Source organism: Corynebacterium sp. HMSC06D04 (genome assembly GCF_001807315.1).
Taxonomy (GTDB): domain Bacteria; phylum Actinomycetota; class Actinomycetes; order Mycobacteriales; family Mycobacteriaceae; genus Corynebacterium; species Corynebacterium simulans.
Window position 1 is genome coordinate 109,481 of the sequence record NZ_KV788529.1, and the last position, 24,007, is coordinate 133,487.

The following is a 24,007-nucleotide window of genomic DNA, read 5'->3' on the forward strand; positions in this document are numbered from 1 at the left end:
GCAATGTACCCGTGTACGCCATGCCAGCGCGGTACTCCATGCTGTGGGGAGACTCGAACTCCCCCGCCTCTTTTAAAAGCGCTAAAGAGGGCCTGGTGTCCCTCGACTTTCCCCTCCAGGGTGGGGGCCTGCTCGCTGCAGGCGTGTGGGCTACCATCGCGCGCTTTATGCGGCGCGCGACATGACTATCCGTTTTTCAGTTCGGTATTCCAGTTCAGCTGCTGGATGCGGGTATCTAATTCGCGGTACTGCTTAGATAGATCGTCGACATGCTTGCGCATATCCGCCACCGGGATGGTGGAGACAAACTTAATCTCGTTGCGGGAATAACGATCCGAGCGTGTGCCCGCCCGCTGCGCCAAGTCGTGGTAGATGCGGCGCTTGCGCACAAGGCCGTCCCGCAGAGCGAGGGCCTCCATTAAGTTCATCTTCTCATCGAAGGCGGTGGCGATATTTGTCGCATTAATGGCCTGCACCAGCTCATCGATGCGCCCGGTCACGCCGTCGAGCTCGCGCAGCAGCTCCTGCGGATCCTCCTCCGGGGTATCGCCCTCCTGCACGCGAACCACGGCGAGTAGCCGCTCGTGCAGGCTATTGAGACGCTCTTGCGCCTGGGCGCGCTCCGCCAATGCCTCAGCTAGCAGCATAATTCCTCCTTTATTGGTATAGGTTCCCAAAAATAGCGCAGAGCGGGGAGGGGGTCAATGGTCTGAGGGCGCTACCATGAAAGCCATGCATATCGATGACGTCCTATCCCGCGCCCATGTTGTCTCATTGCCGCTTGCCGTGAAGTTTCGTGGGATAACAACCCGCGAAGCATTGCTTATCGAGGGTCCTGCAGGCTGGGGCGAGTTCTCACCTTTCCTGGAATACGGCCCAGCCGAGTCGGCACATTGGTTGGCAGCCGGCTTGGAGGCGGCTTATGAAGGCTTCCCGGAACCAGTCCGCGATCTCATCGAGGTCAACGGCACCATCCCCGCCGTGCCTGCCAGCGAGGTTCCTGCCGTGATGGAGTGCTACCCAGGCTGCCGCACCTTCAAGATCAAGGTTGCAGAGAAGGGCCAGACGCTTGCCGACGACATCGCGCGCGTCACCGCCGTACGCAACTACATCACCGAGCGCGGACGCGTCCCCGTCCTTCGCGTCGACGCCAACGGCGGCTGGAGCGTTGAGCAGGCAGTCGAGGCAGCCAAGGCTTTGATGCCGTTGGACTATATGGAACAGCCTTGCGCGAGCGCAGAAGAACTCGCGGAGGTGCGTCGCCAGCTGATGCGCAACGGGCTTTTCGTGCGCGTTGCGGCAGATGAGTCTATCCGCAAGGTCGAGGACCCGTACCGCGTGGCTGATCTGCAGGCAGCCGACGTCGCGGTGGTAAAGCCGGCGCCTTTGGGCGGAGTACGCAGGGTGCTCGACGTCGCCAAGCATCTGCGTTCCCGCCACATGGATATTACGGTGGCTTCGGCCTTGGATACCTCGGTGGGAATCGGCATGGGGCTGGCCACCGTCGCGGCGCTGCCGAAGATTCTTGATGACGAAGACGTCGACGTCACTCCTGCCGCCGCCGGGTTGGCCACGGGCTCGCTGTTCCTCGAAGACGTCACGGAGCCGCGCCAACTGATTGATGGGCACCTTGCCGCCACCCCGCTCCCACCGGATCCGGCGCGCTTGTCCGGCCTGGCGGCCGCGCCCGAGCGCCGGGATTGGTGGTTTGCGCGCGTGCGTGAGTGTTGGCAGTTCCTTTAGGGTTTATCTCTATCTGCAACGGCGTTTGTGCGGCGTGGAAAACCGCACAATTTGCCAATTAGCGCCCGGAAAACGCCAGGATCTCCGCCACTAATTGGCAAAATGTACACCGTTGGTCTGAGTTTGCGCGCGGTAGGCTGGCGGCCATGACTGGCATGATTAGCGTCCGTGACGCCCACCTTCATAACCTGCGCAACGTCGACGTCGATATTCCGCGCGGCAAAGTCGTCGCCGTGACTGGCGTTTCAGGCTCCGGTAAGTCTTCCCTTGCTTTCGGCACCATCCACGGAGAAGGCCAGCGCCGCTACCTCGAATCCGTCGCACCTTTTGCACGCCGCCTCATCGGCTCCGCCGTGGATCCGCAGGTCAGCCAGATTGAAGGCCTTCCACCCACAGTGGCCCTCGAGCAGTCCACCTCAGCGGGCGGCGCGCGCTCGACCGCCGGCACGATTTCCGCCATCTCCAATTCCGTGCGTCTGCTCTATTCGCGCGCCGGGGATAACCCAGAAGGCCTGTACTCCGATTCCTTTTCGCCGAATACGCCCGAGGGGATGTGTCCGGAGTGTCAGGGCACGGGCGTGGTGCATGTGGCGACCGAGGAGTCGATGGTTCCGGACCAGTCCTTGAGCATCGAGGAGGGCGCCATCGCCGCCTGGCCCGGTGCATGGGCAGGCAAGAACTTCCATGACATCCTCATGACTTTGGGCTATGACATGGATTCCCCGTGGCGCGAGCTCCCGCGCGCAGACCGAGACTGGATCCTCTTCACCGAGGAACGCCCCGTGGTCACCGTCAAGCCACTGCGCGGCGCTGACCAGATTCAGCGCAACTACGAAGGCACGTGGCGCTCGGTGGCCAGCTACCTCAACAAGACTCTCGCGGAAACGCAGTCTGAGAGCTTGCGCAAGCGCACGCTCCAGTACATGGAGTCACACACCTGCCCTACCTGCCAGGGCCGCCGGCTGAATCCGCGCGCGCTGCAGGTCACTTACGCGGGCCTGCCAATCGACACCCTCAACGACCTGCCCTTGGATGCGCTCCACGAGTTGCTTGCCAAGCAGAAACCGGAAGAAAACAGCGCCGAGGATCTCTTACTCAAACAGGTTATTCCTGCCTTGACCTCCGCCCTGGAACTCGGCCTGGCGCACCTGAGCCTAGGCCGCCCCACGGAGACGCTTTCGGCTGGCGAATTACAAAGAATCCGCCTCGCCGCGCAGCTGCGCTCGGGGCTCTTCGGCGTCACCTACGTGTTGGACGAGCCCTCCGCTGGCCTGCACCCAGAGGAGCGCACAGCCGTTATGGACATCTGCCGCCGCTTCGTCGCCGCCGGCAACACCGTCCTGCTGGTTGAGCACGACATGGATTTGGTCGCACAAGCTGACTGGCTTGTCGACGTCGGCCCTCACGCCGGCGAAGGCGGCGGCCAGGTACTGTACTCCGGCCCAGTCGCCGACTATGATGCCGATACCCCGACCAGTAAGGCGCTGGCGCGGCGTCGTTTGGCATTGAATGAGACCCCACGAAAGAGCGAGAAACAACTGCACTTACGCGGCATTAAGGCGCGCAACCTGCGCGGGCTCGACGTGGACTTTGCATTAGGCGCCTTCACTGCAGTCACGGGTGTCTCCGGTTCGGGAAAGTCCACGTTGGTCTCGACGGTTCTTGCAGGTCTGTTGCGCGAGCAGGCGACCGCCGTGACCGACGCCGAGGAACAACCCGACGGCGCGGTTCGGCAGTGGAGCGTCGAAAACACAGAAAATCTCGGTGAAGTCACCCGCCTGGTGCAAATCACTCAGAAGCCCATTGGCCGCACGCCGCGCTCGACGCTCGCGACCTATACCGGCCTCTTTGACCACGTCCGCAAGCTTTTTGCCAACACACTAGAAGCCAAGCAGCGCAAGTGGACGGTCTCGCGCTTTTCCTACAACGTCAAGCAAGGGCAGTGCCCTACCTGCGGCGGTGCGGGGCAGATCGAGGTTGAGTTGGTCTTCCTTCCCGGTTCTTACACGCTATGCCCGGATTGCCAGGGCAAACGCTACAACCCTGAAACACTCGAAGTGACGTGGGGCGGGCGCACGATTGCGCAGATCCTAGAGTTAAGCGTTGACGACGCCCACGAGGTATTCGCCGCCGCTGAAGGCTCCGCGCAGGTCACTGCAATCATGCGCGCGCTGGAGACCCTCCAGGCCGTGGGGCTGGGCTACCTGCGCTTAGGCCAGGGCGCGCCCGAGCTTTCCGGCGGTGAGGCCCAGCGCATCAAGTTGGCCACCGAGCTGCAGCGCTCGCGCAATTCCCACCGCGGGCACACGGTTTACCTCCTCGATGAGCCAACCACTGGTCTGCACCCAGCGGACATCGCCTTGCTGAATGCGGAGCTGCACAAGCTTGTCGACGCCGGGCAGACCGTCGTCGTGGTCGAGCACAATCTCTCGGTCATCGCGGAGGCAGATACAGTCATCGAGCTGGGCCCTGGTGCCGGTGCAGCGGGCGGAAAGATTGTGGCTACCGGCACGCCAGGCGAGGTTGCCAAGCAGGACAGTCCAACTGGCGGCGCGCTGGCTGCAGCTGCAAGTTAATAAGGCGGCTTGCGGGTTTCTGCCTGTGTTTCTACAGGAAAATAGGGTATTTCTAGGAGCATGGCTAATAACTTTGGAAATAATTCCGGCGGCTACTCTGACGATGAAACCCGGCAGATTGGTCGCGTGACTGGGTATGGGCCGGGCTCCAACTCGGGCTTCGGCAGCAACGACGCTACCCGTCAATTCGGCGCGTCAGAGGAGCGGCCGCGTCAGGTATTTCCTGGGCAGGGCGCGCAACAGTCTCCGGCGCCTCAAGCAAGCCCCGGCGGATATGGTCAGCCTAGCGGCTATGGCTCTGGCTATGACTCTGGCTATGAATCCGGCTACGAGCCGGTGCCCTCCAGCTATGAGGTGGAGCCGGAACGCAAGCGTAAGAGCGGCGGTTCTGGGTTGACCAGCGTCTTCGCTGCTATTGCGGCCCTGGCAGTTATCGCGGCCGGCGCACTGTTTTTCATGTGGCGCAACGCCAGCTCCGAGGCGGATTCCCAGCCGGAGACGGTAACTTCCACCGCAACGGTTACTGAGGAAAAGCCCACCACCGTTACTGAAACGGTCACCGAGGAAGCACCACAGAGTGAAAACCCGATCGACCAGCTGCCAACCGAGCTTCCGCCAGACGTACGGGATCAGCTGGATCAGGGTGGCGAGGACCTAGAGAGTCTACTGAACGACCTGCTGGGCGGCGGAAACGGCAATGGGAATGGCAACGGTAACGGCAACTCCCAGGGAGCTTAAGCCCCTAAACGCCAGCTAGTACTATGGAGCACCATGACTGACTCCATGAAGCTGGCGGAGGCGGTGGCTGCGCAATTGGCGCGCCACCTGTCTGACGTCATTATCTGCCCAGGCTCCCGCAACGCGCCGCTTTCTTTGGCGCTGCTGGCTCGCGAGGATATCCGCGTTCACACTCGTTTGGATGAGCGCTCCGCGGCCTTTACCGCCCTGGGCATGGCGCGCGTGCAGCGCCGCCACGTTGGCGTTGTGATGACGTCTGGCACCGCCGTGGCTAACGCATTACCAGCGATGGTGGAGGCAGCCCACTCGCATACCCCGCTGGCTGTCATCAGCGCTGATCGTCCCGCACGCTTGGTGGGCACGGGCGCTTCTCAGACCATTCAGCAGCAGGGCATTTTCGGCGTCTACGCTGCGACCACCCAGGTGGCTGAGGAAGCAGACATTCCGCAGGTTGCGCAGCGTTTTACTAGTGACCTGCAGGTGCACATCAACGTTGCCTTTGACGTTCCACTTCTCCACGAGTCACTGCCGGAAAAGCCTTCTGATCACACCTCCCGCAAGGCACCTACGCCGCGACCTGTCAACCACGGCGAGGTCGAGGTTGACTTGAGCAAGAACACGCTCGTTATCGCCGGCGACGAAGCTTGGGAGGTCCAAGGCCTCGAGGACGTCCCGACCATCGCCGAGCCCACCGCGCCGGCACCATTCCACCCGGTGCACCCAGCGGCGGCTCATATCTTCCGCCGCGCGCAGGTCTCGGCTAACGATTACGTGGTTAACACCAAGGTCGAGCAGGTCATCGTGGTGGGCCATCCTACGCTGCACCGCGGCGTCATGGCGCTTATCAACGACCCAGACATCGAGCTCATCGTTCTTTCCCGCAGCGCCGATTTCACCAATCCGCGTGGCGAGCAAGCCACTTTGGGTACCACGGTCAAGACCACCGGCGAGCCGAGCCGCGAGTGGCTGAAGATCTGCGAGGGCGCCGCTGAGATGGCTTCCTCCGGGGTGCGCGAGGTCCTTGAGAACAAGGAGCTTGGTTTCACCGGCCTGCACGTCGCCGCCGCGGTGGGGGATACCCTCTCCGTCGAAGACATCTTGGTCCTAGGCGCCTCGAACCCGGTCCGCGATGCCTCGCTGGTAGGCCTGCCTTTCGACGGCGTGGATACCTTCTCACCCCGCGGCGCCGCCGGCATCGACGGCACCATCGCACAGGCCATGGGCATCGCGCTGGCCACCCAATCCCGCGAAGCTGATGCATGGCGCGCCCCGCGCGTTATCGCATTGCTTGGCGATGTCACCTTCCTCCACGACGCCACCTCACTTCTTGTTCCAGAAGACGAGGCCCGCCCGGAAAATCTCACTATCGTGGTGGCCAATGATGACGGCTGCGGCATCTTCGAGCTTCTGGAACAGGGCGCAGAGCCGTTCCGTCCCTCCTTCGAGAAGGCCTTCGGCACCCCGCACGGAATGAAACTGGAACAGGTGGCGGAAGCCTTCGGCGCCGAGTACCGCGCGGCGAATACTCCACAGAAGCTTCTCGATACACTCGCCGAGCTGAAGGAATACTCCACCGGAGTCACCATCGTCGAAGCACACACCACCCGCGAAACCCGCCGCCAGCTGCAGGCGGAGCTGACTGCAAAGGTCGGCCAGTAGGTGGGCGCATTTCCGGCGCGGCCGCCCAAGGCGCCGAAGGCGGCAGTGGCCCCGCGCTACACGCCTGTCGTGTATCGCCGGCGCCTGCATCAGCTCATCATTGCGTTGTACGCGGCGTCGATTGTCGCGATGCTGGGGATGATGGTGGGGGCTTTCTTAAACGATCGCTCCATCGAGTCCAATCCGGGCCGCGCGTTGGCGACGGTCACGGACGTAGGAATCACAAGAACCTACGTCGATTTCCAGGACTCCGAAGGCATCTACCATTCCCCGCAATCCGGCCTGCTTTATCCCACCGGGCTGGGGGAGGGCCAGCAGGTCTGGGTGCTCTACTCGCAAAGTGACCCTGACCTAGTAAAAGTCGAGGGCCGCGAATGGACGCTGTCTATCCTCCCGGCGCTTTCCTCGATGGTCGTGGCCAGCCTGATTGCCGCGGCGGCATGGTGGACGGTGGGATTGAGCACGCGGGCGGCGGAGCGGCGTCGCCAAGCAAATGAAAGTGTTAACCAAAATTTTCCGCAGGCTTCACCGGAATCCTAGGCAAATAGGGGATTATTGAACCCATGCGTGTTGCGATTGTGGCAGAGTCCTTCCTTCCCAACGTCAATGGAGTGACCAACTCCGTGCTGCGTGTGCTTGAGCACCTGGCAGAAACCGGGCACGAGGCCCTTGTCATTGCCCCCGGTGCGCGCGAGGGGCAGGAGGAAATCGCGGATTACCTAGGCTTTCCCATCGTGCGGGTTCCCACCGTGCGCATCCCGTTGATTGATTCGCTGCCTGTCGGCGTACCAACCACCGCCGTGGACGAGGCACTGCGGCAGTTCAAGCCCGACATCATCCACCTGGCCAGCCCCTTTGTTCTGGGTGCGGCCGGGGCCTTCTCCGCCCGTCAGCAACGCATTCCGTCGGTGGCGCTCTACCAAACTGACGTCGCCGGTTTCGCTACCAAGTACCACGCTTCCGCGCTGGCTTATGCCACCTGGGAGTGGCTGCGCACCATCCACAACGCCTGCCAGATGACGCTCGCGCCTTCCTCGTTGACCATCCGCGATTTGGAAGATCACAACATCAAAAATGTGCGCCACTGGGGCCGCGGTGTGGATGCGGAGCGTTTCCACCCGTCTAAGCGCTCCGCGCAGTTGCGCAAGCAGTGGGGTGCAGACGGCAAGAAGGTCGTGGGTTTCGTTGGCCGTCTTGCTGCAGAAAAGGGCGTGCACCGTCTGGCTGCGCTGAATGATCGCTCCGATATTCAGCTGGTCATCGTTGGCGACGGCCCAGAGCGTCCACTGTTGGAGGCACAGCTGCCCAACGCTTACTTCACGGGCGCGCTCGGCGGCGACGAATTGGCCCAAGCTTATGCCTCTCTCGACGTCTTCGTTCACGCGGGCGAATTCGAAACCTTCTGCCAGGCCATTCAGGAGGCGCAGGCTTCCGGCGTCCCCACGATTGGGCCGCGCGCCGGAGGCCCAGTGGATCTCATTCAGGAGGGCTACAACGGGCTGCTTCTCGAAGTCGCGACCTTCGTCGAGGATCTCCCCAACGCCGTCGATGCGCTGCTGAACCCAGAAATCCACGAGGAGTTGCGTGCGAATGCCCGCGAGTCGATTTCTTCCAAGACGTGGAAGGCGCTGTGCGAGCAGCTTCTGGGCTACTACGAGGAGGTCTTGGAAGATACTCGCCGCGTGCCGTTGACCATCCTGGGTCAGCGCCCTGAGCTGCCGCGGTGGGCGGCGCGTGCCCTTGGTGCACGCGTGGCCTAAACTAGCTACTTATGTCAAAGGCAGATCTCGATAAGAAGCCCTTCGACGTTGCGCGCATGTTCGACGCCGTCGGTGCCAAGTATGACATCACTAATACGGTGCTGTCCTTTGGCCAGGATAAGACCTGGCGTAAGCGCACCCGTGAACGCTTGGACTTGCGGCCGGGGGAGAAAGTCCTCGACTTGGCGGCGGGCACGGCTGTGTCGACTGAGGAGCTCGCCAAGTCCGGCGCGTGGTGTGTGGCCTGCGACTTCTCCCGCGGCATGCTGGCCGCCGGTGCACAGCGCGATGTGCCGAAGGTTGCCGGCGACGGCATGCAGTTGCCCTTCGCAGACGAGACCTTCGACGCCGTAACAATCTCTTATGGCCTGCGCAATATCCACGATTTCGAGCTGGGGCTGCGTGAGATGGCTCGCGTAACCAAACCGGGCGGCCGTATTGCAGTGGCAGAGTTTTCCAAGCCCATCATCCCGGTCTTCGGCACGGTCTACAAGGAATACTTAACCCGCCTGCTGCCGCCGATTGCGAAGCTAGTTTCGTCGAACCCGGAGGCTTATGTCTATCTCGCTGACTCGATTCGCGCCTGGCCCGACCAAGAGGAACTTGCCGCAGCCATCAACCGCAATGGGTGGGAAGGCGCGGGCTGGAAGAACATGACGCTCGGCATCGTGGCGCTGCACTCGGCGACGAAGCCGTTGCGCTAGGCCCAGCAACGCTGGCTCCGGCCCTGCTGAGCACTCACCGAGCCCTCTGCCGAGCTTTGGCCAGGCTCCCCGCAAAAGGGACCATCTGGAAAGGCACGCGGGCTTAGAGCGAGTTCCACAGCGGCGTATTGCGCCGCGCCGCCGCTACGCCGCGGCCAGCCAGGCGCCACGCGCGAGCGATGAGGTCGCGGTCTTCTTCTGTGACCAAGTTGCCCATGAGCCGGGCTGCCGCCGGCATCAGCATCCGGCCGACCGGCCCGCGCAGCGCAACTGGGCCCGCGAAAGGCAGGAACTGTGGGTAAGTCAGTAAGCGCGCGGCCGTGCGCGCCAAGACGAAAGCCTCGCCGTACTGCGTCTGCAACAGATCTGGCCAGGCCAGTGTGAAGTCCTTGGTGCCCAACAACTCGACTGCAAGCTTTGCGGTCTCCAAACCATAGTCGATGCCCTCGCCATTGAGCGGGTTCACGCAAGCCGCGGCGTCACCAATGAGCATCCAGTTGGCACCGGCCACGTTTGAGACCGCACCGCCCATAGGCAGCAGAGCTGAGGCTACGCGGGTGATTTCGCCTAAGCCCCAGTCCGCGCGCTGCTGCTGCGCGTAGTGAGAAAGCAGCTTCTTGGTGTTGATACGGGCCGGACGCTGCGCCGTTGAAAGCGCGCCAAGTCCGATGTTGACCTCACCGATTTCCGCACCCAGCGGAAAAATCCAGCCATAGCCCGGTTGCACCTCGCCGGTCTCCGACTTCAGCTCCACATGCGAGTGCATCCACGGCTCCGCTGCGTGCGTGGAAGTCGCATAACTGCGCGCAGCGATGCCATAGACCTCGTCTTGGTGCCAAGCGCGTCCTAGCTGCTTGCCAAAAGTCGAGCGCACGCCGTCGGCCACGATCACCCACTTGGAACGCACTTCGCGCTCACCAACGCGGAAGCTGGTGAGAGACCCGTTTTCCACCACTGGGGCGGTCGCAGGCGTGCCGGTCCACGTCTTTGCACCTGCAGCCTGTGCGGCCGCAAAGACGAGATTGTCGAACTCGTGGCGCGGCAAAGCCGTGCCCACCGAAGTAGGGTAGCTGGAAGGCCACGGCGCGGTTACCGAGCCGCCATAACCGTGTAGCTTCAAGCCCTTATTGCGATATTGCGCATTAACGTCCAGCCCCAATAGATTCAGCTGATGCATCGCGCGCGGGGTGAGCCCGTCCCCGCAGGTTTTGTCCCGGGGGAAAGAAGCGGCGTCGATAAGCAGCGTTTCGTAGCCCGCTTTAGCTGCGTGAATGGCGGCGGCGGAACCTGCCGGCCCTGCGCCGATGATGGCTACGTCTACAAGTTCTGGGTTACCGATCTGCTGCGACATGGGCACTATCATTGCACGCGTTGGCCACCTTGAGTGTGTTTAGGGCCGTGGTATGGACTACGGTAAGTAGCTGATTATCACTGCCATTTTTGAGTTAAAGGAACGCTGTTAATGTCTCACGGCCAGACTCATGCCACTCATGTGGACTTGGGTGACCCGCAGCTAAGCGAGCGCATTGGCGCTGGAATGGCTGCCGTTGAGGAATTGCTGCACCATGAAATTGATCGTGGGCAGGACTTCGTAAAAGAGAAGGTCAGCCACCTTTCGAGTGCAGGCGGAAAGCGTTTTCGTCCAATGATGGCTTTGCTCGCCTCCGAGTTTGGCCAGCGCCCAGCTTCTGCTGAGGTCATTAAAGCCGCCACGGTGGTTGAAATGGTGCACGTCGCAACGCTCTATCACGATGATGTGATGGATGAGGCTGAGCGTCGCCGCGGCGTCGAGTCCGCCAATTTCCGCTGGACCAACTCCGTGGCAATTTTGGCTGGCGACGCCCTCTTGGCGCATGCTTCCCGCCTGATGTCCCAGCTTGATACCCACACGGTTGGCCACTTCGCGGAGACTTTCGAGGAGCTGGTCACCGGCCAGATGCGTGAGACCATCGGCGCGGGCGAGGCTAATGCGGTGGATCACTACATGGCAGTTATCCGTGAGAAAACGGCCGTGCTCATCGCGTCTGCTGGTTACCTGGGCGCTTATCATTCCGGCGCTACCCCTGAACAGGCCGCTGCGTTGCGTCAGATTGGCGGCGCAATCGGCATGATTTTCCAGATTGTCGACGACATCATTGACATTTTCTCCGACCCGAAAGAATCCGGTAAGACCCCGGGCACCGATCTCCGCGAGGGTGTGTTTACCCTGCCGGTCCTCTACGCCCTGGAGGAGGAAGGCCCAGTGGGCGACGAACTGCGTGCGCTTTTGACAGGCCCGCTTGCCGACGACGCGTCTGTTGACCACGCCATCGACCTTCTGCGTCGCTCGGGCGGCCGCGAGAAGGCTATGAACGATGTGCACGGCTACCTGCGTGTTGTGGAGGAGCAGCTTTCGGTGCTTCCGGAGTGTGCAGCTAGCGAGGCGCTGCGCCAGTTGGCGGATTACACGGTTCGTCGGGTTGGCTAAGCAGGCACTAAAAGGACTTGTGTCCTGCCGATTTGCATGCCGGTGGGCACTTCGTAGTAAAGTACCTAATCGCACCTCGAGTGCAAGCCAGGTTGCCCGAGCGGCCAAAGGGAGCGGACTGTAAATCCGCCGGCATTGCCTTCAGAAGTTCGAATCTTCTACCTGGCACAATCTAAACCCCGTGGTTTCGACCACGGGGTTTCTTCGTTTTCGCGTCGTGGGTGAAATCTAGCGGTCGTGTTCTTCAAGCTCGCCTCACTCTGCCCCTTGGGCTAAAGGTGTGCGAAAACGTGCGTTTGAAAGAGCTCAAAAACGCAGAGTGAACTGGCGATTTGTGTAATTAGACTAAATCGGGTTAATCTTTTCAAGGCTTCAACGAGAGCACAGCGAACAAAAAGTTCGTTACTCAACGAGGCTGTGCCCCCTTAGCTCAGTCGGCAGAGCGTTTCCATGGTAAGGAAAAGGTCGACAGTTCGATTCTGTCAGGGGGCTCCAATCATGTCTGCATCTAGTGCACATGATTATGGCGGTGTAGCTCAGTGGTAGAGCAAGCGACTCATAATCGCTGTGTCGCGAGTTCAATTCTCGCCATCGCTACCGGGAAAGGAAAGTGCCCCACAACGCGGGCGCTTTTTTACTACCGACTCCGGCCCAAGGGCTGGCGGTTTAGAAGTAAATCGCAGTTCTGGTAGGGTTGTGCATGCTGTCTTTGACAGTTACATGCATAGGGGCGTGGCGCAATTGGTAGCGCAACGGTCTCCAAAACCGTAGGTTGCAGGTTCGAGTCCTGTCGCCCCTGCCAAAACTTTTCCAAGGAGGAACCAGCTGTGAGCGATGAACAGCAGCCGATTAAGTCAGGCGCTTCACGCCCCACCGGTAAGCGCCAGCTCTCCGGTGCAGCTACCACCTCATCGCAGGCGTACACCGACAAGCGAGTTGTACGCGTAGAGGACAAAAAAGATGATGCAACCGTCGGCGGCGGTGTAGCCGCTTTCCCAAGCGAGGTTGCTTCCGAAATGAAGAAGGTCGTCTGGCCAACCGCAAAGGAAATGGTTCAGTACACCGTTATTACCTTCGCCTTCCTCATCGTCCTGACTGCCCTTGTCTGGGGAGTTGACACCCTGTCCGGTCTGGGAGTTGAGAAGATTCTGACTCCTTAGTAGTCTTTTAATACAAGCTTTTATCCCGCTGATTTCACTCGCGAGGCGAGGGAAACGGCGGGATACTTTTTGCCCTAGTGGCTTGGCGGGGCGGCGTTCGTTTAGGGGCCGCAACGCAGGTAGGCTAGGGCGCAGAAAATTCTTGAAGCGCCTGCTTCTTTAAAGCTCGCGCGCGAACGGATGGAGTAAAAGACCATGAGCGACGAGAACAACGTCGAAACGCCAGAAACCTCCCTCGAAGCGGCCCTCATCGGCAACGTACAGGACCAGGCAGCCGAAGCTGTGGCTGATTCCGAGTCTGCAGACGCACCTGCCGCAGAAGGTGCAGAAGCCGCTGAAGGCACATCTAACGCTGCAGACGCAGAGGCTGCAAGCGCCGCTGAAGCTGAGGGATCCGAGGACGATGACTACCGCCGTCGCCTGCGTCAGTTCACCCGCGAGCTGAAGAAGCAGCCGGGCCAGTGGTACATCATCCAGTGCTACTCCGGCTACGAGAACAAGGTGAAGACCAACCTTGACATGCGCGCCCAGACCCTTGAGGTCGAGGATTCCATCTTCGAGGTTGTCGTTCCGGTCGAGCAGATTCTGGAAAACAAGGACGGCAAGAAGAAGATCGTCAAGCGCAAGCTGCTGCCGGGCTACGTCCTGGTCCGCATGGAGCTTAACGACGCCGCCTGGTCCGTCGTTCGCGAAACCCCTGGCGTGACCTCCTTCGTGGGCAACGAGGGCAATGCGACCCCGGTTAAGATCCGCGACGTCGCCAAGTTCCTCATGCCGAACGAGGCTGCATCGGAGTCCAAGCAAAACGCTGGCGACCAAGACGGCGAGCAGGTCGTCGCAATGCCGGAGAAGGCTGCTGCGAAGGCTTACGCGCACGACTTCGAGGTCGGCGAGGCAGTTACAATCCTCTCCGGCCCGCTGGCATCCGTTTCCGCAACCATCTCCGAGATCGACCCAGAGACCGGTAAGATGCAGGGTCTGGTTTCCATCTTCGGCCGCGAGACTCCAGTCGAGCTTTCCCCGACCGAAATCGAGCGCGTCTCCTAAAACCACTTGGCGCGTAGCCTGGGAAAATGGCAGACTACGCGATTTGGTAGCAGGGCGCACGGTGTTCTAGGATGAAACGCCGTGCGCCTTTTTGCGTGCACAGACAACTAAACGTTTCTCCCCCCGGTGGCCCACTTGAGGTGAGCATCCGGACGGGGCGTTGTTATTCATCGTGGCAGCGCACCGGTAACACAGGAAAGAGGTAATTCGATGGCTCCGAAGAAGAAGGTTTCTGGTTTCATCAAGCTGCAGATTGAGGCTGGCGCTGCTAACCCAGCTCCGCCGGTTGGTCCGGCACTGGGTGCCCACGGCGTCAACATCATGGAGTTCTGCAAGGCTTACAACGCTGCGACTGAGTCCCAGCGCGGCAACGTTGTGCCTGTTGAGATCACCGTCTACGAGGATCGCTCCTTCGATTTCAAGCTGAAGACCCCGCCGGCAGCGAAGCTGCTGTTGAAGGCCGCTGGCATCAAGAAGGGCTCCGGCGTTCCTCACACCGACAAGGTCGGTTCCGTGACCTGGGATCAGTGCAAGGAGATTGCACAGACCAAGTTCGAGGATCTGAACGCTCGCGACATCGAGAACGGTGCTCGCATCATCGCCGGCACTGCTCGTTCCATGGGCATCACCGTCGACGGCATCCCAGCCAAGTAAACAACTTCATCAAAAAATGAGCGGCCATCTCGTGTGGTCGTTCGTGGTAGGGCCAGCTACGGCCCGCCAAGACCACACCAATCCAAGAAAAGGAATTGCTTAAATGAGCACCAACTCTAAGGCTTACAAGGCGGCTGCTGAGCTCGTCGACAAGTCCCGTCAGTACTCTCCGCTCGAGGCTGCAAAGCTCGCTAAGGAGACCTCCTCCAAGAACTTCGACGCTACTGTCGACGTCGTCTTCCGCCTGGGCGTTGACCCACGCAAGGCTGACCAGCTGGTTCGCGGCACCGTTTCCCTGCCTAACGGCACCGGTAAGGACGTTCGCGTAGCTGTCTTCGCAGAGGGCGAGAAGGCTGAGGCAGCTAAGGCTGCAGGCGCTGACATCGTCGGCACCGACGAGCTGATCTCCGCTATCAACGAGGGCAACATCGACTTCGACGTTGCAATCGCTACCCCGGACCAGATGGCTAAGGTCGGCCGCGTTGCACGTGTCCTCGGCCCACGTGGTCTGATGCCGAACCCGAAGACCGGCACCGTCACCGCTGACGTTGCGAAGGCTATCTCCGACGTCAAGGGCGGCAAGATCTCCTTCCGTGTTGACAAGGCTTCCAACCTGCACGCAATCCTGGGCAAGGCTTCCTTCGACGCTGAGAAGCTGGCTGAGAACTACGGCGCTCTCTACGACGAGATCCTGCGTCTGAAGCCATCCTCCGCTAAGGGCCAGTACGTCAAGAAGGTAACCATCTCCACGACCTCCGGTCCTGGCATCCCGGTTGACGCTTCTGTTCAGAAGAACTACGCAGAGTAATTTCTGCTTCTGTTAGTGGTTCGCTTTAAGCGCCGCTGATGGTTCGCCCCGACCGCGTCGCGGTTGGGGCATTCTTTTGCCTTCTTGCCGTTTTCTAAATTTCAGGAAATTGGCAGGAACGCACAGGGGACTTGCAGGTTGAATTCATTGTCTCGCAAGTTCCATGCCCCATACTTATGTTGTGCGTTTGAGAGAGGCGCATGAGAGATAGAGAGAACACCCTGAGCTTTGCAGGGCGCAGCGGCTTGAGACCCCGCAGCGATATCCAAAGCGTATAGAGAGACATCGAGGGCCCCGGCCGTAAGGCTGGGGCCCTCGATGTTTTCCTGTTGCCTCGCCGGCCGTCTTGCATGACCGTGTTAGAACACGCGGCGGGCCTAGCAGATTTCCTGGTATGCGTCCAAGGCGGCTTGCCGCGACTGCTTGAGGTCCACGATGGGCGGTGGGCTAAGCGGTGGTGCCCACTGGCGCACGTAGGTGCCGTCGGGATCGAACTTGCTGGCTTGCAGCTGCGGGTTGAAGATGCGGAAGAACGGCGAGGCGTCATCGCCGCAGCCAGCGACCCATTGCCAATTGAAGGGATTGGAAGCAGGATCGGCGTCGACAAGCGTGTCCCAGAACCACTCTTCGCCGTGGCGCCAGTGGATGCCGAGGTTCTTCGTCAAAAAGGAGCCCACCACCATGCGCACGCGGTTATGCATGTAGCCGGTGTGCCAGAGCTCGCGCATTCCGGCGTCGACAAGCGGAATGCCGGTCTCGCCCGTGCGCCAGGCTTCTAGTTCCGGCAGGGGATGCGGGCGCGGGTCCTTTCCGGAGGTGTCGATTCCGCCGGGGTCCCAGTAGTCCGCGAGACGCTGTTGCCAAGGGAGCGGGGCTTCATCGGGGAAGGGCTCGGAAAGCTCGGCAAAGGCCTGCGCGCCTGGGCCACTAAGCGCAGGGGTGGGCACGGGATCTCCGAGAGGATGGTCATCAAGGTGCTGGCGTGCTGCGCGGGCGAAGGGAGTGTAGCCTTTATAAGGCTTGATGGCGGTGGGCTCAACGAGGAGGTGGCCGGCAAAGGAGTGAGTAGCGATGCCGGACGAGGTGAGGGACTCTTTTACTGCTGCGTCGACATCCCGCACGTGATAGCGGCGGTTCCAGAGCACCGCATCTGGGCCAATCTGGTGGGCAAGGCGGGGAATGGCCGTGCGGGCATCAGCGTCTAGGCGCAACAGTGGAATGTCATGCTCGGCGAGACGGGTGCGCAATTGTGCCAGGGAGCGCTCGCGCCACCACGCCGCCGCACTTCCGAGCGGGCGCGAGCCTGGATAGGCAGGCTCGTCGAGGACGCAGGCAACAACCTCGCCCCGGGAAGCAGCCCAGGTGAGTGCGGGGTTATCGCAAAGGTGCAGGTCATCGCGAAACCAAACAAGGGTGGTCATGGTATCCCAGCATACGGATGCACGGTGAGCGGGCAGAGAGATTGCCATGTAGCGTAGATGCGTGCGAAGGAATTAAGGCCGCGGCTTGCCTTTCATCCAGTACACGGACCAGATAACGTCTTCGCGCGGTACACCCCAGTCATGCACGGCTATCGAGCGCACTGCTTTGGCCAGGTCTCCTTCGCCTGACACCCACACCGAATCCGGCGCTGTATCCGCGGAGAATCGGGATCCAAGAAGCTGGCTAGCGCGCGTGCTGTGTTCCTCGTGCGGGGCGGTGATCATGGCGAGTGAGCGAACCTTGTCGCGCCACGTTTCCTCAAAGCCGTCTTCAACTTCAGCGTCGTCTGCGATCATGGCAACGACGTCGACTGCACCCAAGGTTTCCGGTGACAAGGCTTCGTAGTGCTCGAGGATGTGCCACAGCGCCGGAAGGGCAGAGGCATCTGCGAGCAATAGTTGTGACTTCTTAGGCGCTTGCCACCGCACTTGCCCGGTATATATTCCGGCGGTATCCCCGGGGTGGGCATTGAGGATCCAGCGTGAGCCCGGGCCATTATCGCCATGGGTCACAACGTCGACATCGATGGTGCACGCTTCTTGGTTGAGCTTGCGAATTGTGTACCAGCGCAATGCTGGGCGTATGCCGTCGGGCAATCCGTTGACGGCAGCACGAACATTGGCATCTTCGACTGGGAGAGGGGAGAACTTCTGCCCGTCTTGGGGCATGAGGAGCCCAAAATACTCGTCAGGCCCGGCTAGGGGGTAGTCACTAAAAGCCGGCGAGTGAAAAGTTAAACGGTGCAGCCGCGGCTTGAGGCGGGTGTTCCCGGTGAGGGTAACGGGCAATAAGCGGTGATTCGTCAAGGGAATTGATCCTAGGTAGAGGCCAAATTTGAAACCATCATAACGTACAGGTTAGGCTAGCCTCAAATAATTTAGGGGTGCGAATGCTTGCGTGCTCGTTCCCGTTGAAGGAAAGGTTTTCATGGTTGCTATCAGCCGGCGCGCAAAAGGCGTGCTCGCTATTGTCTCAGTGGCAGCGATTGCTCTGACAGGGTGCTCGCGCGGAAGTGGCGAGGACAGTACGGGTGCGGACAGCGCTGAGGAGGTGCGCGTTGCCAGCCTAGGGCTGGGTGATGCCGATACCGTGCTGGCACTCGGAATCACTCCGGTTGCCGTAGCGCCATGGGGTGCGCAAGGCGACGGTGATGGCTCCGGCGTTGGCCCATGGGCGAAGGAGCTTCTGGGAGATGCCCAGCCCGAGGTGATCTATAACACCGCTTCCGGTTTCACGGCAGAGGTACTTGAGCAGGTCACTGCCTCGGATCCCACACAGATCATCGCCGTGAACCAAGCTGTGGACCAGGAAGCGAAGAAATCCCTCGAGGATATCGCCCCGCTGACCGTGAAGCCCGAAGGTTTCGAAGACTGGCAGATTCCCTGGGAGGAACAAGTCAAGACCATCGCCTCTGCCGTGGACAAGGAAGAGGAGGGGGAGAAGCTTATTGACCAGGCGGAGGACGCCTTCGAGCAGTTCAAGGACTCCCACCCGGAGCTGCAGGGCAAGCGAGCAGCCATCGTCATGCCCTATGAGGGGAAGCTGGGCCTCTACACAGCAGAGGACGGCCGCGGCCAGTTCATTGAGAACCTCGGTTTTGAGATTCCGCAGGAATTGCAGGGTGATGGTTCCAGCTTCTTCGTGGACTATGCCCCGGAAAACTACTCCCAGCTCAACAACGTGGACTACCTGTTCGTCTTGGACTACAACGGCGCGGTCGATGAAATCAAGAAGGATTCCACGTTCCAAGGCCTCGACGTGGTCAAGGATGGCCGCGTTCGCTACCTGGACACGGACACCGGCAATGCGATGAGCATTCCGAACCCGCTGACGATCCCGTGGGCCGTCGACAAGTTCGAAGAGAAGCTCTAAATGCTCGCACTACCGAGGAAGGCTGATGCTATCCACGGTGCTGCGGGTGCGCGCCACGGCGGTGAAGCAGCCGCATTGGATTCGCGGGGAAGAAGCCGCGCACTGCTCACCACGGCCCTAGTTGTGTCGACCCTCCTCCTTTTGCTGTGCTCGCTGGTAGTGGGGTCAAGGACTATCCCGTTTCCGGATCTGTTCGCTGCCCTCCTCCACGGGGGCGAGGCAGATATCGAGAATATCGTGTGGGATTTACGCATCCCCCGCACGTTCGTGGCCTACTTCGCGGGAGCTGCCATCGCGGTATCGGGTGTTATCGCTCAGTCTTGGACTAGGAACCCCTTGGCCGATCCGGGCTTCATTGGTATTACTGCGGGAGCCTCGTTCCTTGTTGCCCTCGGGACAACACTAGGGATCGCCACCTCAACCGGGATGCGGACAGCGCTCGCCCTCCTCGGCGCTGGCTTGGCCACGGCATTAGTGCTGGGTGTGTCCCGCAGGTTTCAGGATCCTTTGACGCTGGTCTTGGTCGGCGCAGGCGTTGCTGCTGCCTTGAGCTCTAGCGCCATGTTGATCGGCCTGTACTCCACGGATGTTCTCGACAGCATGCGCCGGTGGACCATCGGCTCCACGTTTGGGCGCGGCCCAGAGGATGTCGCCATTGCAGGTGTTGGGTTGCTAATCGGGCTTATCAGCGCCGCACGAGTGGCGCGCCCGCTCGACCTTTTAGCCATGGGGGAGGAATCCTCGGTGGCACTAGGCGGCTCGCCCACGCTGACGCGGCGCGGTGCTGCCTTGAGCATCGTTGTGCTAGCAGGATGCGCTACCGCGGCGACGGGGCCCATTGCCTTCGTTGGTTTTGCCATCCCCCATCTGCTGCGCCGGTTCACGGGGCCAGAAGTTACCGCGATGGTTGCGCCAGCCGCCTTACTCGGTGGCTGCTCCGTACTCGTTGCGGATATTCTGGGCCGCCTCATCGTGGGTCCCTCCGAGCTGGAGATGTCCATCGTCTTGGCCTTTGTGGGCGCACCATTTCTCATCTGGGCCGTACACCGTGGGGAGCACGAGCTATGAGGGGGTTGCAGAAGGGGGACGTCGTTAAGCATCTGCGTTCCCAAGAGCGGCAGCGCCGGACATGGATATGGGCAGCGACCTGCTTCTTTGTTGTGGTCGCCGCAAGCTCCTATGTCCTCATGCTAGGGCAGGGCCCTGTGGCCTTGAGCCCGGGGCAGGTCCTGGAGATTCTCAACGGCGGGGGAAGCCGCAGCGAAATTCGCGTTGTGTGGGACCTGCGCATGCCGGTAGCGCTAGCGACGCTCATCGTGGGTGCCGCGCTCGGACTGGCGGGGTCGTGGACGCAGTCGATGTCGCGCAATCCGCTGGCCTCTCCCGATATCCTTGGCGTGACTGGTGGTGCGTCCGTCATGGTGGTCCTCGGAACGGTGCTCTCCCGGCCTGTGCTTGCCGAAGGGCTCTCCATGTTCTGGTGGCGGGCCGGGCTCGCGTTGCTGGGTGCCGTGCTAGCAGCCATCCTGCTGGTAGCGCTTGGGGGAATCGGCACGAGCAACCGCATCGTTATCGTCGGAATCGCGCTCTCGCTGCTGTTTCAAGCGCTGGTGGCGTATCTTTTGCGCGCCGCCGAGCTCCTTCGCGCGGCGCAATCGCAGCTGTGGCTGGCGGGAACCACGGGCTTCGTGCGGATGGAGGTCATTGCTCCTCTTCTCGTGGGGTTGACTCCTTTCGTGGTGCTTGGTCTGTGGTGTGCCAGGGAGCTGCCACTTCTTGCGCATGATGATCTCTCGGCCCTTTCCCTCGGAGTTAACATCACGCGAACACGCGCGTTCCTGCTGGTCGCTGCTACGGGAATCTGCGCGGTGACTGTATCCGTGGCCGGCCCCATTGGTTTCATCGCGCTTCTCGCCCCGCATGTGGGGCGCATTGTTGCCCGGACGCCCACGCCTGTGCCGTTGGTTTCTTGCGCTGCTGGCGCCGCCTTGTTGAGTGCGTGCGCTGTGATTGCTGGAGCGTTGCCAATGGACGCTCCAGTGGGTGCAGTCTCCTCCATCATCGGAGGATGTGCCCTGGTCATCTTGGTGTGGAATGCCGCACGGAGGAGAGGATAAAAGCTAGTGAAAGACAGAGAAATTACGGCCACCGGTATCCATGCCGGCTATAAGGACGGGGACGACATCCTGTCCGGCGTTGACTTGGTGGCCCACCCGGGTGAAATCACCACGCTCATTGGGCCTAATGGCTGCGGCAAGTCCACGTTGCTGAAGACCTTGTCTAAAATTCTTCGCCCGCGGCAGGGGAGCGTGCATATCGGCGAGCTAGACGTACATGGCATGAGCCCGAAAGAAGCAGCTACCCACGTGGCGCTTCTTCCACAGCAGCCGACGGCGCCGGACGGGCTGCGGGTGGGCGAGCTTGTAGCGCGCGGGCGCTACCCGCACCTGGGCCGCGGTCGGGGACTGTCTGCGAAGGACCGCGACATCATCGCGCAGGCCTGCGTGGAGACGGGCATTACGGACTTCATCGACCGTGATATCGCGGCGCTCTCGGGTGGCCAACGCCAACGGGTGTGGCTGGCGCTTGCTCTGGCGCAGGACACGCCAGTGCTGCTTCTCGACGAACCCACAACCTTCCTCGACCCAGCCCACGCCATGAGCGTTTTGGAGCTCGTGCGCAAACAGGCCGACGCCGGGAAAACGGTGGTCGTTGTGCTGCACGATCTCATGCTGGCCGGCCAGTACTCCGACACCATGGTGGTCATGAACAACGGCGAGGTCATCGCGCAGGGAACTCCCCAGCAGGCGTTGACGAAAGAAGTGCTGGCAGCCGCCTATGGCATCGACGTCGAGATCTGGGATGACCCGCGAAGCGACGCCCCCGTCATCGTTCCGCGCGGGGTGCTCAGGGACTAAGAATTCTCGTTGGGTGAAACAGGGAGAAGGAAGCCCCGAGAGCCGCGATTTGGAGTTGGCTAGCGTGGCTTGTATAGTTCCTAGCGAAGTTTGAACGGCCTGAAAGGTCGAGTCAAAGTTCACCGAAGACCGTCGGTCATCCGGGAGTCCGGATCGAAGGTTCCTCATCCTAGGGGACGGCCCACGCAGGAGACACTTTGCGATTAATCGCGGCATTCTCTTATGCTGCGCGCCCTGTGCTCTTGCACGGGGCATTTTTTATTGAAGATGTCTCGACGGAAAATCACAGAGATGTTTCGAAAGGAGGCGAAGTAGAACATGGCAAACCCGAAGAACACCGCAGATCTCGCGGAGCTCAAGGAGAAGCTCGCTGGCGCTGAGTCTATCGTGCTGACCGAGTACCGCGGCCTGACCGTTTCTCAGCTCCAGGAGCTGCGTAACAACCTGGGCTTTGACGTTGAGTACTCCGTCGCCAAGAACACCCTCTTCAAGATCGCCGCTAACGAGGCTGGCATCGAAGGTCTTGACGATAAGCTGACTGGCCCGACCGCAATTGCGTTCATCAAGGGCGAGGCAGTGGATGCCGCTAAGGTCATCAAGAAGTTCGCTGAAGACAACAAGGCATTCGTCGTCAAGGGCGGCTACATGGATGGCAACGCTCTGTCCGCAGAGCAGGTTGCTGCCATCGCCGAGCTGGACAACCGCGAGACCACTCTCGCAAAGCTTGCCGGCGCTATGAAGGGTTCTATGGCAAAGGCTGCGGCTGCATTCAACGCTCCTGCTACCAAGATGGTCCGCACCGCTGCGGCCCTGCAGGACAAGAAGTCTGCCGAGGCTTAAAGTCGCCAATCAAGGCGCATAAAAATCAACACAAACACAATCTGGGTTGCATGGCAGCCCAAAAGAAAGGATGGCCATCATGGCTAAGCTCACCAAGGACGAGCTCATTGAAGCTTTCAAGGAAATGACCCTCATTGAGCTCTCCGAGTTCGTTAAGGAATTCGAAGAGGTCTTCGACGTTGAGGCTGCTGCTCCGGTTGCAGTTGCAGCTGCAGGCGCACCGGCTGCTGGTGCCGCTGCTGAGGAAGAGAAGGACGAGTTCGACGTCGTTCTGACCGACGCTGGCGCAAAGAAGATCGGCGTCATCAAGGCTGTCCGCGAGATCGTCTCCGGCCTGGGCCTGAAGGAAGCTAAGGAGCTCGTTGAGGGCGCACCGAAGGCTATCCTCGAGGGTGCTTCCAAGGACGATGCTGAGGCTGCTAAGGCTAAGCTGGAAGAGGCTGGCGCTTCTGTCGAGCTCAAGTAATTTTACTTGGCTTACAACCCCGTTTCCCCGCTGGGAGACGGGGTTGTTCCCGTTTTGGAGGTGTTTGTCCGTCCCGCCCCGCGTGCAGATTCCAGTCTCCGCGCCCGCGACCTGTAGAATATTCCACCATGCTGCCCAAGTCCCGAATCTTTTCTGTCCTGCTTCTAGGCCTCGGCGTTGCGCTAATGGCTGCAGGTATCGCGGCGCCGAAGTCCTTGAGCTTCGAACCGCGCATGCCTTTGGATTTGCAGCACACCACCTGGACCCTGCACGACGATTCCGCCAAGTCGCAGGTAGTGACAGGGGAGGGTACGAGTCCTTACGAGGGGCCAATGACTTATCAGCTCAACATGGACATTCAAGATCCTTCAGATAAAGAGCAGACCACGCTCCGCATCGGTGAGTCGGCCATGCGCGGCGATAGCGGCAAGGTGGAGGATCTTTCCATGGCGCGCGTGTGGAGCTACCCCATGGACCGCCTGAGCGGTGACGCGCTTGGCGACGCCTCCCTTACCCACACCCTGGGCAGCCCTACCGCGCAGGTCACCGTCGATGGTGTGTGGTTAAAGTTCCCGGCAGCAACCGAGCAGACTACGTACCCAGTCTTTGACCCCTATCTGCGCAAGGCTGCCGATGCCGTCTTCGAGGAGGAGATGGAAATCGAGGGGCGCACCGTCTATCGCTTCCATCAAGAAGTTGAGCCGACTAATCTTGCGACCTTGTACCCAGGGCAGACCACTACCACCTTGCACAATGAAGATGATTCGACCGAGCAGGGGTACCTATTCCACAAGGCGACACGCGACTTCTACGTCGATCAGGTAACCGGCATGGTGGTAGGAATGGACGTGGCTATTGATGACTATTGGGGCGACCGCAGTGGTGCCGGCCGCGAAACCCAATTCATGTTCGAGGGCAAGACCTCTGACGAGGACCGTGCCGCCTTCCTCGCACAAGCCGCGGAATTCCCAAAGCCCGCCTTTGCCACCATGGTTCGCTGGGCCGTCTTGGGCCTAGGCGCGGTGCTGACTCTCATCGGTTTGGCTGGGGCATTGGGTGCCTTCCAAAAGCGCCGCCGTAAGTAACATGCTGATTTCGTCTTTACACGGTGGG

Annotated in this window: 23 protein-coding genes and 4 tRNA genes; 23 read left to right on the forward strand and 4 right to left on the reverse strand. The window is 60.8% G+C overall.

Going from position 1 to position 24,007, the window contains the following annotated elements:
• Positions 1-185: 185 nt before the first annotated feature.
• Entirely contained in the window at positions 186-647 is a 462-nt protein-coding gene (locus HMPREF3155_RS02875; protein ID WP_061920423.1) for a DIP1984 family protein, read from the reverse strand.
• Positions 648-723: 76 nt separating this feature from the next.
• Here HMPREF3155_RS02875 and HMPREF3155_RS02880 point away from each other — a divergent pair, with 76 nt between their 5' ends.
• The 7 genes from HMPREF3155_RS02880 to HMPREF3155_RS02910 all read left to right on the forward strand — a co-directional run bounded on the left by HMPREF3155_RS02880 (position 724) and on the right by HMPREF3155_RS02910 (position 9,180).
• A complete protein-coding gene (locus tag HMPREF3155_RS02880; RefSeq protein WP_061920425.1) occupies positions 724-1,743 on the forward strand; it encodes an o-succinylbenzoate synthase in 1,020 nt (339 codons plus the stop codon).
• A gap of 155 nt (positions 1,744-1,898) precedes the next feature.
• A complete protein-coding gene (locus HMPREF3155_RS02885) occupies positions 1,899-4,319 on the forward strand; it encodes an excinuclease ABC subunit UvrA (protein ID WP_371326200.1) in 2,421 nt (806 codons plus the stop codon).
• A gap of 60 nt (positions 4,320-4,379) precedes the next feature.
• Complete coding sequence (locus HMPREF3155_RS02890) at positions 4,380-5,057, forward strand: hypothetical protein (protein ID WP_062035946.1); 678 nt, start codon at positions 4,380-4,382, stop codon at positions 5,055-5,057.
• Positions 5,058-5,090: 33 nt separating this feature from the next.
• Positions 5,091-6,716, forward strand: a complete 1,626-nt coding sequence (gene menD / locus HMPREF3155_RS02895; protein ID WP_070432533.1) for a 2-succinyl-5-enolpyruvyl-6-hydroxy-3-cyclohexene-1-carboxylic-acid synthase — start codon at positions 5,091-5,093, stop codon at positions 6,714-6,716.
• Positions 6,717-6,761: 45 nt separating this feature from the next.
• Positions 6,762-7,256 carry a DUF3592 domain-containing protein gene (locus tag HMPREF3155_RS02900; RefSeq protein WP_371326265.1) on the forward strand — a complete coding sequence of 165 codons (495 nt, stop codon included), beginning with the start codon at positions 6,762-6,764 and terminating at the stop codon, positions 7,254-7,256.
• Positions 7,257-7,279: 23 nt separating this feature from the next.
• Positions 7,280-8,476, forward strand: coding sequence for a glycosyltransferase family 4 protein (locus HMPREF3155_RS02905; protein ID WP_061920433.1), 1,197 nt, complete (start codon positions 7,280-7,282; stop codon positions 8,474-8,476).
• An 11-nt stretch (positions 8,477-8,487) separates the two neighbouring features.
• On the forward strand, positions 8,488-9,180 hold the full coding sequence (locus HMPREF3155_RS02910) for a demethylmenaquinone methyltransferase (protein ID WP_061920436.1): 693 nt from the start codon (positions 8,488-8,490) through the stop codon (positions 9,178-9,180).
• 103 nt (positions 9,181-9,283) lie between these two features.
• Here the strand turns inward: HMPREF3155_RS02910 and HMPREF3155_RS02915 are convergent, their stop codons facing one another.
• Complete coding sequence (locus HMPREF3155_RS02915; protein ID WP_070432534.1) at positions 9,284-10,543, reverse strand: geranylgeranyl reductase family protein; 1,260 nt, start codon at positions 10,541-10,543, stop codon at positions 9,284-9,286.
• Between the two features lie 99 nt (positions 10,544-10,642).
• Between HMPREF3155_RS02915 and HMPREF3155_RS02920 the strand changes: the two genes are divergently transcribed.
• The 9 genes from HMPREF3155_RS02920 (at position 10,643) to rplA (ending at position 15,316) form a co-directional block, all read left to right on the forward strand.
• A complete protein-coding gene (locus HMPREF3155_RS02920) occupies positions 10,643-11,647 on the forward strand; it encodes a polyprenyl synthetase family protein (protein ID WP_070432535.1) in 1,005 nt (334 codons plus the stop codon).
• Between the two features lie 86 nt (positions 11,648-11,733).
• Positions 11,734-11,815: transfer RNA gene (locus HMPREF3155_RS02925), tRNA-Tyr, on the forward strand.
• 251 nt (positions 11,816-12,066) lie between these two features.
• Positions 12,067-12,142 (forward strand) — tRNA-Thr (locus tag HMPREF3155_RS02930).
• Positions 12,143-12,172: 30 nt separating this feature from the next.
• Positions 12,173-12,244, forward strand: a tRNA-Met gene (locus tag HMPREF3155_RS02935).
• A gap of 129 nt (positions 12,245-12,373) precedes the next feature.
• A tRNA-Trp gene (locus HMPREF3155_RS02940) sits at positions 12,374-12,449 on the forward strand.
• A 25-nt stretch (positions 12,450-12,474) separates the two neighbouring features.
• Entirely contained in the window at positions 12,475-12,807 is a 333-nt protein-coding gene (gene secE / locus HMPREF3155_RS02945) for a preprotein translocase subunit SecE (protein ID WP_062035935.1), read from the forward strand.
• 195 nt (positions 12,808-13,002) lie between these two features.
• On the forward strand, positions 13,003-13,854 hold the full coding sequence (gene nusG, locus HMPREF3155_RS02950; RefSeq protein WP_061920441.1) for a transcription termination/antitermination protein NusG: 852 nt from the start codon (positions 13,003-13,005) through the stop codon (positions 13,852-13,854).
• A gap of 210 nt (positions 13,855-14,064) precedes the next feature.
• Positions 14,065-14,508 carry a 50S ribosomal protein L11 gene (gene rplK, locus HMPREF3155_RS02955; protein ID WP_061920442.1) on the forward strand — a complete coding sequence of 148 codons (444 nt, stop codon included), beginning with the start codon at positions 14,065-14,067 and terminating at the stop codon, positions 14,506-14,508.
• A gap of 103 nt (positions 14,509-14,611) precedes the next feature.
• Positions 14,612-15,316 carry a 50S ribosomal protein L1 gene (rplA, locus tag HMPREF3155_RS02960; protein ID WP_061920443.1) on the forward strand — a complete coding sequence of 235 codons (705 nt, stop codon included), beginning with the start codon at positions 14,612-14,614 and terminating at the stop codon, positions 15,314-15,316.
• A gap of 377 nt (positions 15,317-15,693) precedes the next feature.
• Here rplA and HMPREF3155_RS02965 read toward each other — a convergent pair whose 3' ends face one another.
• Both HMPREF3155_RS02965 and HMPREF3155_RS02970 read right to left on the reverse strand, forming a co-directional pair.
• Entirely contained in the window at positions 15,694-16,737 is a 1,044-nt protein-coding gene (locus tag HMPREF3155_RS02965; RefSeq protein ID WP_083281228.1) for a cryptochrome/photolyase family protein, read from the reverse strand.
• A gap of 72 nt (positions 16,738-16,809) precedes the next feature.
• The gene (locus HMPREF3155_RS02970) at positions 16,810-17,604 is read right to left on the reverse strand and encodes a siderophore-interacting protein (protein WP_062042334.1); all 795 of its coding nucleotides are present in this window, start codon (positions 17,602-17,604) and stop codon (positions 16,810-16,812) included.
• Between the two features lie 121 nt (positions 17,605-17,725).
• On the opposite strand from HMPREF3155_RS02970, the gene HMPREF3155_RS02975 reads away from it, so the two are divergent.
• The 7 genes from HMPREF3155_RS02975 (at position 17,726) to HMPREF3155_RS03005 (ending at position 23,979) form a co-directional block, all read left to right on the forward strand.
• On the forward strand, positions 17,726-18,670 hold the full coding sequence (locus HMPREF3155_RS02975) for an ABC transporter substrate-binding protein (RefSeq protein ID WP_070432537.1): 945 nt from the start codon (positions 17,726-17,728) through the stop codon (positions 18,668-18,670).
• Positions 18,671-19,738: a FecCD family ABC transporter permease gene (locus HMPREF3155_RS02980; protein ID WP_083281229.1), complete on the forward strand. Its 1,068-nt coding sequence runs from the start codon at positions 18,671-18,673 to the stop codon at positions 19,736-19,738.
• Positions 19,735-20,787, forward strand: a complete 1,053-nt coding sequence (locus tag HMPREF3155_RS02985) for a FecCD family ABC transporter permease (RefSeq protein ID WP_062035923.1) — start codon at positions 19,735-19,737, stop codon at positions 20,785-20,787. Before HMPREF3155_RS02980 ends, HMPREF3155_RS02985 begins: the two co-directional genes overlap by 4 nt.
• A 6-nt stretch (positions 20,788-20,793) precedes the next feature.
• The gene (locus tag HMPREF3155_RS02990; RefSeq protein ID WP_061920452.1) at positions 20,794-21,588 is read left to right on the forward strand and encodes an ABC transporter ATP-binding protein; all 795 of its coding nucleotides are present in this window, start codon (positions 20,794-20,796) and stop codon (positions 21,586-21,588) included.
• A gap of 318 nt (positions 21,589-21,906) precedes the next feature.
• Positions 21,907-22,428: a 50S ribosomal protein L10 gene (gene rplJ, locus HMPREF3155_RS02995; protein WP_070432538.1), complete on the forward strand. Its 522-nt coding sequence runs from the start codon at positions 21,907-21,909 to the stop codon at positions 22,426-22,428.
• Positions 22,429-22,507: 79 nt separating this feature from the next.
• Positions 22,508-22,894: a 50S ribosomal protein L7/L12 gene (gene rplL / locus HMPREF3155_RS03000; protein ID WP_070432568.1), complete on the forward strand. Its 387-nt coding sequence runs from the start codon at positions 22,508-22,510 to the stop codon at positions 22,892-22,894.
• Between the two features lie 128 nt (positions 22,895-23,022).
• Positions 23,023-23,979, forward strand: coding sequence for a cell envelope lipid trafficking protein PgfA (locus tag HMPREF3155_RS03005; RefSeq protein ID WP_070432539.1), 957 nt, complete (start codon positions 23,023-23,025; stop codon positions 23,977-23,979).
• Positions 23,980-24,007 lie beyond the last annotated feature (28 nt).

Bases quoted from the DNA above. Each gene is read 5' to 3' on its own strand.
- HMPREF3155_RS02885 (WP_371326200.1), top strand. From the start codon at position 1,899: ATGATTAGCGTCCGTGACGCCCACCTTCATAACCTGCGCAACGTCGAC.
- nusG (WP_061920441.1), top strand. From the start codon at position 13,003: ATGAGCGACGAGAACAACGTCGAAACGCCAGAAACCTCCCTCGAAGCG.
- HMPREF3155_RS02965 (WP_083281228.1), bottom strand. From the start codon at position 16,737: ATGACCACCCTTGTTTGGTTTCGCGATGACCTGCACCTTTGCGATAAC.
- HMPREF3155_RS02975 (WP_070432537.1), top strand. From the start codon at position 17,726: ATGGTTGCTATCAGCCGGCGCGCAAAAGGCGTGCTCGCTATTGTCTCA.
- HMPREF3155_RS02910 (WP_061920436.1), top strand. From the start codon at position 8,488: ATGTCAAAGGCAGATCTCGATAAGAAGCCCTTCGACGTTGCGCGCATG.
- HMPREF3155_RS02875 (WP_061920423.1), bottom strand. From the start codon at position 647: ATGCTGCTAGCTGAGGCATTGGCGGAGCGCGCCCAGGCGCAAGAGCGT.
- rplL (WP_070432568.1), top strand. From the start codon at position 22,508: ATGGCTAAGCTCACCAAGGACGAGCTCATTGAAGCTTTCAAGGAAATG.
- HMPREF3155_RS02890 (WP_062035946.1), top strand. From the start codon at position 4,380: ATGGCTAATAACTTTGGAAATAATTCCGGCGGCTACTCTGACGATGAA.
- HMPREF3155_RS02880 (WP_061920425.1), top strand. From the start codon at position 724: ATGAAAGCCATGCATATCGATGACGTCCTATCCCGCGCCCATGTTGTC.
- HMPREF3155_RS02980 (WP_083281229.1), top strand. From the start codon at position 18,671: ATGCTCGCACTACCGAGGAAGGCTGATGCTATCCACGGTGCTGCGGGT.
- menD (WP_070432533.1), top strand. From the start codon at position 5,091: ATGACTGACTCCATGAAGCTGGCGGAGGCGGTGGCTGCGCAATTGGCG.
- rplK (WP_061920442.1), top strand. From the start codon at position 14,065: ATGGCTCCGAAGAAGAAGGTTTCTGGTTTCATCAAGCTGCAGATTGAG.
- HMPREF3155_RS02920 (WP_070432535.1), top strand. From the start codon at position 10,643: ATGTCTCACGGCCAGACTCATGCCACTCATGTGGACTTGGGTGACCCG.
- HMPREF3155_RS02905 (WP_061920433.1), top strand. From the start codon at position 7,280: ATGCGTGTTGCGATTGTGGCAGAGTCCTTCCTTCCCAACGTCAATGGA.
- rplJ (WP_070432538.1), top strand. From the start codon at position 21,907: ATGGCAAACCCGAAGAACACCGCAGATCTCGCGGAGCTCAAGGAGAAG.
- rplA (WP_061920443.1), top strand. From the start codon at position 14,612: ATGAGCACCAACTCTAAGGCTTACAAGGCGGCTGCTGAGCTCGTCGAC.
- HMPREF3155_RS03005 (WP_070432539.1), top strand. From the start codon at position 23,023: ATGCTGCCCAAGTCCCGAATCTTTTCTGTCCTGCTTCTAGGCCTCGGC.
- HMPREF3155_RS02915 (WP_070432534.1), bottom strand. From the start codon at position 10,543: ATGATAGTGCCCATGTCGCAGCAGATCGGTAACCCAGAACTTGTAGAC.
- HMPREF3155_RS02985 (WP_062035923.1), top strand. From the start codon at position 19,735: ATGAGGGGGTTGCAGAAGGGGGACGTCGTTAAGCATCTGCGTTCCCAA.